Annotated in this window: 1 protein-coding gene; it reads right to left on the bottom strand. The window is 58.6% G+C overall.

Annotated elements, in window-relative coordinates; all coding sequences use genetic code 11:
- The coding region (locus ABYT07_RS20635; protein ID WP_372993875.1) for a matrixin family metalloprotease at positions 1-2,121 on the bottom strand (2,121 nt) is incomplete at both ends.

Consider the following 2,121-nt stretch of genomic DNA (forward strand, 5'->3'; position numbering starts at 1 on the left):
AGATCACGGACACCACCGTGTCGGTCGCTTGCGTCTTGAACAGACCCAGCGCGAAGTTCAGGGCGGTCGCCAACACACCTTTGGCATTGGCCGTTTCAAATTCAACATCAGCCGGCGCGATCAGAACGCTCGGCAGTTCCATGCCCGTTCCAATAAAGGCCGACGCATCCGCAAGCTGGAACACCAACAGATCGCCAAAGACAGTATCGCCCGACGGCAGCTCCACATCGACAGTTGTCTTGGTCAGCGTCAGGCCGCCTGCGAAATAGGCAATGTCAGTATAGGCAAAGACGCCCGGTGCCCGCTCAGACTTCTCTTGGAAGACCAGCGCGGCGGTACCGGTGACGGACGCAAATTCGGCAGTGGCGCTGGCAAAGGCAGGTGCTTCGCGCAGAACGACGGCATCCGTGATATTGCCGGCACCGGTCATTGCCCCCTGAGAGGCGACGTTCAACAACACAGCCGCCTGACCGACCGACCCTTTGATCGCATCCGCATTGATCAGCGTCAGCTGGTCGATGGACGCATCCAGCGATGCCCAGACGTGATAGCCAGACAATGGACCGTCAGTATAGGCCTGACGGTAAAAGCGCAGATCGAAGTCAAAGTTCAGACCCTCAACCCCGGTTGCAGCATTTTCTTCGCCATTTGCCTTGCGCGTGAAATAAGTCTCGCCATCCGAACCAGCAAACAGGGTTGCGGCGGTGACGGTCATCGTCACCACATCAACATTGTTCAACGTGACCTCGGCCCCACCGATCACAAATCCGGTGACAGTCTGGTTCTGGACAAAACTCGACGAAACGCTCGCGCCATCCCCAAGGGACAGGGTGACAAAATCGCCGACTGTAATCTCATAGACGTTGGTCGCGTCGGCAGCCGTGCTCTGGTTGCTGTCGTCAAACCCGTGGGTCAGCAGACCACCCGTCGCATAGATAATCGCATCGCTCTCGGTCCCGCCTACCAGCTTGCCGATATTCTCGAACCGGATCATGCCAGTCTCGGACGTCACCGTCCCGGCATTGACGGAAGCAATGTCCCAGACGCTGTCAAAGTTTTCACCTTCGACAACATACAGCGCGGTGTCGGTATCATTCCCACCGCGCAGCAATCCGATGTTGGAATAGGTCAGGGCGTAGTCGGTGGTGGCGCCCGTCGCAAAGCCTAGTGTCCCGCGGTTCAGGCCGGTAATCTTGAACGTGCCCTCTTGCGACAGACCGCCAAACAAATCATCCGCCCCGACCAGCGCATCCGTATTCCCAGCCAGACCAATCAGCGTGGTGACTTCGCTGCCCGTTGTGAAAACCTGTTCGGTCAGGGACGCGTCGCTGAATGCCGTGATCGCGCCGCTGGCCGAAACCTGATAGAACAGCTGTCCGCTCAGCGACGCTGGAATGACCGAGATGTCATCTGGCAAAAGCAAACGCTCGCCCTCGGCCAGTGCCTCGCCCATCAGTGCCAACCCGCTGGTGTGGTCCAGACCGGCAGCATGGCCAATCTCGTGCAGCATCACCGTCAGCAGATCGACACCTTCAGCGGCACCGTTTCCATCCGCTTCCAGCGCGTATCCATTCAGCGTTGCGTATTCTGTGCTTGTCAGAGGCGACGCATCAACGAACCACCCTGCGCCGGCCGCATCTCCATCAATAGTGATAAGGTTTGCCGTTGCATCATAGCTGGCCAAAGTTCCCGCATCCAAATCGCCAATGACGAAATCAAGGTTCGCTGACACCGGGCCGTTTGCTCCGGTCCACAACGCAACCGCAGCGTCGAACGTCGCCTGCGCCTCTGCCTTCAGGCTGATGGCGTTTAAGGCACCGCTATTCGCGCCCCCAAGCGTCAGGTCATGGATTTCGGAAACGCTAAAAGCAGATGGCGCATGGGCATCATCTGCTGACTGAACTTCTACCGTAGCACCCTGTTGCGCCGGTGGCCCTGTGGGCGAGATGCTGTCCAGATCAACCGACGTTCCGACCAATGTCGATCCGAACCCATAGTCAGGATCTTCATCCGCGCTGGCATCCAACGGTTCGTGCTGTACGACCTCACGCGCGGCGTTTTCGGTCCAAACTTCGGGCCATTCCATCTCGGCCTCGAGGGGCTCAGCTACCGCGATCTCGG

Source organism: Sulfitobacter sp. (assembly GCF_041552635.1).
Lineage (GTDB): Bacteria > Pseudomonadota > Alphaproteobacteria > Rhodobacterales > Rhodobacteraceae > Sulfitobacter.